The sequence below is a fragment of the Streptomyces pratensis genome (assembly GCF_037137275.1).
Taxonomy (GTDB): domain Bacteria; phylum Actinomycetota; class Actinomycetes; order Streptomycetales; family Streptomycetaceae; genus Streptomyces; species Streptomyces pratensis_B.
Genome location: NZ_JBBBEN010000057.1, coordinates 1 through 5,733, shown reverse-complemented (window position 1 = coordinate 5,733; position 5,733 = coordinate 1). Strand labels below are relative to the sequence as shown.

Genomic DNA, 5,733 nt, shown 5'->3' with positions numbered 1-5,733 from the left:
GTCGGGGCCGATCTGGAGTGCTTCGCGTACTTCGTCGGGGGTGTAGGGCTGGTGTCCGTCGAAGCCGTTGAGGGCGATGACGAAGGGCAGGCCGCTGTTCTCGAAGTAGTCGACGGCGGGGAAGCAGTCGGCGAGGCGGCGGGTGTCGACGAGGACGACGGCGCCGATGGCGCCGCGGACCAGGTCGTCCCACATGAACCAGAAGCGGTCCTGGCCGGGGGTGCCGAAGAGGTACAGGATCAGGTCCTGGTCCAGGGTGATGCGTCCGAAGTCCATGGCCACCGTGGTGGTGGTCTTGTCCCCGGTGTGCGTCAGGTCGTCGATGCCCGCGGAGGCGGACGTCATCACGGCTTCGGTGCGCAGCGGATTGATCTCCGAGACGGCACCGACAAACGTGGTCTTACCCACGCCGAAGCCCCCTGCCACCACGATCTTCGCCGAGGTAGTGGAGCGGGCCGCTCCGCCGCTAGAGCTTGCGAAGTCCACTGAGCACCCTTTCGAGCAGTGTCACATCTGGCTGGCCGCCGGCGGCCTCGTCGCCGCCGGGCTGATGAATGGCGACGAGCCCGGCCTCGGCCAGGTCGGCCACGAGGATTCGGGCAACGCCGAGGGGGATCGAGAGGAGGGCCGAGATCTCGGCCACCGACTTGATCTCGACGCAGAGCCGGCAGATCCGCTGGTGCTCGGGCAACTGCCCTTGCAGCCGGGACGGATCGGCCGTGGTGCTGACCAGCGCCTCGATGGCGAGCTGGTAACGCGGTCGGGTCCGGCCGCCGGTCATGGCGTACGGACGGACCAGCGGGTTGTGCGCGGCGGGAGCGGAGGGCTGGGAGGCCCGCTGCTGCTGTGCCGGCTGAACGCGTGGCTGCCGGGGGGCGTCGTACTGCGGCTGCTGCTGCGGCCACGGCGATCCCGGCTGCCGCGGGGGCCACTCGGACCCCTGGGGGCCGTGACCGCCCGACTGCTGCTGCGGCTGGTGGGGCTGCTGATATGGCTGATAACCATGCCCCGAGCCCTGGCTCTGGCCTCCGGAAGAGGCAGGGAAGCCGAAACGGTTGTCACCGTGCTCACCCGAAACCCTCTGGTCACCCTCATAGGGATGCCCGCCTGTGGGTGCTGCCACGTCTCCTCCTCCGACTGCCGGTCGCCGATCCCAGTGGGGCCGCGCCACCGCACCTTATGGCGCGGTGGCGAGAAACGCACTGTCTGTCTACTAGTTAAGAAGACTTCCCTGCAGCTCGGCGCGGAGGTCCGGAGTCAGGACGCTGCCCGCGCGGTCGACCAGAAGGGCCATTTCGTACCCGACCAGACCGATATCGGCGTCCGGGTGGGCGAGAACGGCCAGCGACGAGCCGTCGGAGATGGACATGATGAAGAGGAAACCCCGCTCCATCTCCACAACGGTCTGGTTCACGGCGCCGCCCTCGAAGATCCGCGAGGCGCCGGCCGTCAGCGACGTCAGCCCGGAGGCCACGGCCGCCAGCTGGTCGGCGCGGTCGCGCGGGAATCCCTCGGACATCGCCAGCAGGAGTCCGTCGGCGGAGACCACCACCGTGTGCGACACCCCGGGGGTGTTGTCCACGAAGTTGGTGATCAACCAGTTGAGATTCTGCGCCGCCTGGCTCATCGGGCTCACACTAACGCTCCTGGTTGTAGGTGGTACTGGTGTCCGACCCCGCGCCGCGTCCCCGCTGGGTCCCCCGCCGCAGGTTGCTCAACCTGCCGCGGACGTCCTCGGGTGCGCGGGAGACCTGTGGGCCCCCCTGCCGGGTCTGCTCCGCCGCGCCCTCGATCAGGTTGGCCTTGGGCACGCGCCGGGGGAGACCGGAGGGAGTGATCCCGCCCGCCTTCGGCTCACGGAGCTTCTCGGCCCGCTCCCAGCGCTCGTCGTTGGCCGAGCGCCAGTCGTCGGGGCCTTCCCCGTCCGTCTGCTGGGCCTGCCGCTCTTCCTGCTGCGGCTGCCGCTGCCGATCCGGAGCGGGCTGGTCGTTCTCACGGACGTCGGGCTGCCAGTGCTGCTGACCGCCGCGGCGGGGCAGACCGGCTTCCGTCAGCCCGTGGCCGACGTTCGGGGCGGACCCCGGACGATCGAAGCCTACGTGGTCCGACGGCTCCGCGGGTGCGCTCGCGACAGATTCCGCGTCGGTCGCGACGGCCGGCTCGTACGTGTTCGAGAAACCGTTCTGAACAGGCCAGTCGTCCTGGGGGGACTGGCCGGGCGAGGGGGCGTACGGGTCGGCGTGCCGGTCCTGCCCCCCGTCCGGTGCGGCGTAGTCCGCTCCCGTGTAACCGTCCTGCGGGTACGGGTGCTCCTGGTGCTGCGGGTACCCCTCCCCGGTGCCGTACGGCTGCTGCTCGTACGAGGCCGGATACGCCTGCTGCGGCTGCTGCCCGAACGGGGCCTGCCCGTACTGCTCGTCGCCGTACTGCGCCGGGTGCGCCTGCGTGCCGTACGGGTCGTCGCCCGCGTACGACGGGGGAGCCTGCCGTTGCTCCTGGTGACCGTCCCCCAGCGCGCCCTCGCCGCCGCTCTCGGCCTCCAGCGCCGCCTTGCGGTCCTCACGCATCAACGAGCGCCCGACCGGGTTCAGCCGGCCCGGATCTGACGAGGCCTCGTAACGCGAGTCGTCGAAGCCGAGCTCCGCCGCCGTACGCATCGACGCCTGCTGCGGCGCCGGCTCGAAGGCCCGCTGCTGCTCGGGGATGATCGAGGAGACCGTGAAGTCGTCCTGCCCGTCCAGGGCTTCGCCACCGCCGCCGTGGGTGATGCCGTCCGGCAGCATGACCAGCGAGGTGGTCCCGGCCTGTTCGCCCGAGGGGCGCAGCTGGACCCGAATCCCGTGCCGGTCGGCCAGTCGGCCGACCACGAACAGGCCCATGCGCTGCGATACCGCGGCGTCCACGGTCGGCGGGTCGGCCAGCTTGTGGTTGATGTCGGCGAAGTCCTCCGCGGTGAGGCCGATCCCCTTGTCGTGGATCTCGATCATCACCCGGCCGTCGGGCAGCCGGGTCGCGGTGACCCGCACCTTGGTCTGCGGCGAGGAGAACGTGGTGGCGTTCTCCAGCAGCTCGGCCAGCAGGTGCACGAGGTCGGTGACGGCCCTGCCGTGGATCTCGGCCTCCGGCACGCCGGACAGCTCGACGCGCTCATAGGACTCCACCTCCGAGGAGGCGGCCCGCAACACGTCCACCAGCGGAACCGGCTGGTCCCAGCGGCGGCCGGGCTCCTCGCCCGAGAGGACGAGGAGGTTCTCGCCGTTACGGCGCATACGCGTCGCCAGATGGTCCAGCTTGAAGAGGGTCTCCAGCTGGTCAGGGTCGGCCTCGTTGTTCTCCAGCTCGGTGATGAGGGTCAGCTGGCCCTCGATGAGCGACTGGTTGCGGCGCGAGAGGTTCGTGAAGATCGCGTTGACGTTGCCCCGCAGCATGGCCTGCTCGGCGGCGAGCCGGACGGCCTCGCGGTGCACCTGGTCGAAGGCGCGGGCGACCTCGCCGATCTCGTCCTGCGAGGTGATCGGGATCGGCTGCACGCGGGTGTCCACCCGGCCCGGGTCGGTCCGCGAGAGCTGGTCGACGAGGGAGGGCAGCCGCTGCTCGGCGATGCCGAAGGCGGCCGTACGCAGCTGGCGCATCGAGCGGCTCATCTGGCGGGCCATGAGCCCGGCCAGGGCGAACGCGGCCAGCAGCGCGATGACGACGATCAGACCGTTGACGATGGCGTCGGTCTTGGCGTCGGAGGAGATCTTCCCGGCCTCGTCCACCGCCTTGGCCACCAGCTCGTCCTCGACGGTGGCGTACCCCTCGAACTTGGCGGTGGCGGCGGCCATCCAGGTCTCGGGCGTGATGCCCTTCGCCGCCAGCTCCTCGGGCTCCTGGCCCTTGCCGATCTCCCGGGCCATGCCGTCGAAGACCGACCCGTCGATGCTCGGCGGCTCCACGAAGGGCTCGCCCGCGGCCTCCGCCTGCTCCGCCGCGGCCTTGAGCTGCCGTGAGCCCTCGGCGGCCTTGCCCGCCATGACCTGCTTGAGGCGGTCCACATCCGCCTGGGTGCCACCGGAGTTGAACTCGCCGAGCGCGATCTGCTCCAGGTAGTTGTACGAGCCGAAGGCCTTGACCTGGTCGTTGTACGTCGAGGACTTGCCGCTCGGGCGCACCAGCAGGTGCATGCCGATCGAGCGCTGAAGCGATTCTGCGGCCTTGGCCAGCTCGATCGCGTAGACGGTACGGCCGTAACTGGTGATGTTGCCGGTGCCGAGGCCGAGCTCGTTGGAGAACTGCATCAGCGAGTGCTGGACCTGGGTGTAGCCCTCTTCGGTCTTCACCGGGTCCATGGCCTGCGAGTAGGCGGCCTTGCGCAGCTCGGGAAGCTGGGGCTCCTCGGCCTTGAAGAGCTTGAGGCGGCGCTCCAGGCCCGGCTTCGCGGGCATCTGCTCCACCGCTGCGTCGAACTTCAGGCGGGCCTCGTCCGTGGTGGCGCGCGTCTGCTCGACGACCTCGGCGTCCCCGTCGCCCGAGAGGAGCGGCTGGGCCGTGAGGTCCCGCTCGTTGAGGAGCGCCTGGCCGTAGTCGGAGGCGGCGCGCACGACGTTCGCGACCTTCTCGGCGTCCTGGGCCTCGCCCCAGGTGTCGATGGACCCCTTCACCTGGAAGCCGCCCATGACCAGGCCGACCAGGACCGGGATCAGGAGGATCGCGTTCAGCCGGGTGGCCACCCGCCAGTTGCGCGGGGACAGCCGGCCGTTGCCGGAGCCGGCCGACGCGTTCCCGGGCACGTCGGCAGGTGACGCCGCAGCGCGCGACGGTGGGGTGAAGTTGCCCCGTTCCGGCTGCGCCGCGGAGCCCTCGTTGCTTCGCCTCACTCGACCAACAACCTCTCGGCGTCGGCACCTACGTTGTGCCGGATTATTCGATCAGGCCCGTACTACTCGGGAGTTCGTCGCATTGCAGCACGGGGGGCGGCCCCCTTCCAAACAGTCGGAACCAGAGATTCCGAGTGGCCCAGACCTCAGATAAAACGGGCATAAAGAGCGAGCCCCGTCAAAAGGCGGGGCTCATGTGAGCGCAGTGGCACCGAATGGATGCGTCGGGTGGTTGCGCGGAGGCAATTCTCTGTCGAAACGTTATGAACGCGGGGGCGGATCGTGTCAAACGACACAGGCCGCCCCCCGCGTGACTACGGCAACTTCCGTATGCCGATCACCACTTATCTCTGGTGTCGGACTACTTCAGACGTGCCATCAGGGCGTGCTCGACCAGCGTGATCAGACCGCTCTTGGCATCCGCACGGTGCCGGGCGTCCGTCGTGATGATCGGAGCGTCGGGGCCGATCTGGAGTGCTTCGCGTACTTCGTCGGGGGTGTAGGGCTGGTGTCCGTCGAAGCCGTTGAGGGCGATGACGAAGGGCAGGCCGCTGTTCTCGAAGTAGTCGACGGCGGGGAAGCAGTCGGCGAGGCGGCGGGTGTCGACGAGGACGACGGCGCCGATGGCGCCGCGGACCAGGTCGTCCCACATGAACCAGAAGCGGTCCTGGCCGGGGGTGCCGAAGAGGTACAGGATCAGGTCCTGGTCCAGGGTGATGCGTCCGAAGTCCATGGCCACCGTGGTGGTGGTCTTGTCCCCGGTGTGCGTCAGGTCGTCGATGCCCGCGGAGGCGGACGTCATCACGGCTTCGGTGCGCAGCGGATTGATCTCCGAGACGGCACCGACAAACGTGGTCTTACCCACGCCGAAGCC

The 5,733-nt window shown here is 69.5% G+C and carries 5 protein-coding genes; all 5 read right to left on the bottom strand.

Annotated elements, in window-relative coordinates:
* The coding region (locus V9U70_RS03540; protein ID WP_082317815.1) for a GTP-binding protein at positions 1-486 on the bottom strand (486 nt) is incomplete at its 3' end.
* On the bottom strand, positions 467-1,123 hold the full coding sequence (locus tag V9U70_RS03535) for a DUF742 domain-containing protein (protein WP_336672950.1): 657 nt from the start codon (positions 1,121-1,123) through the stop codon (positions 467-469). The genes V9U70_RS03540 and V9U70_RS03535, both read right to left, overlap by 20 nt.
* Positions 1,124-1,213: 90 nt before the next feature.
* Positions 1,214-1,627, bottom strand: coding sequence for a roadblock/LC7 domain-containing protein (locus V9U70_RS03530; protein WP_006127847.1), 414 nt, complete (start codon positions 1,625-1,627; stop codon positions 1,214-1,216).
* A gap of 10 nt (positions 1,628-1,637) precedes the next feature.
* A complete protein-coding gene (locus V9U70_RS03525; protein ID WP_336672949.1) occupies positions 1,638-4,859 on the bottom strand; it encodes a sensor histidine kinase in 3,222 nt (1,073 codons plus the stop codon).
* A gap of 361 nt (positions 4,860-5,220) precedes the next feature.
* On the bottom strand, positions 5,221-5,733 hold a 513-nt coding region (locus V9U70_RS03520), incomplete at its 5' end, for a GTP-binding protein (RefSeq protein ID WP_336672948.1).

What these genes read in the sequence shown, in the direction of transcription:
- V9U70_RS03530 (WP_006127847.1), bottom strand. Translation starts at nt 1,627, where the DNA reads ATGAGCCAGGCGGCGCAGAATCTCAACTGGTTGATCACCAACTTCGTG.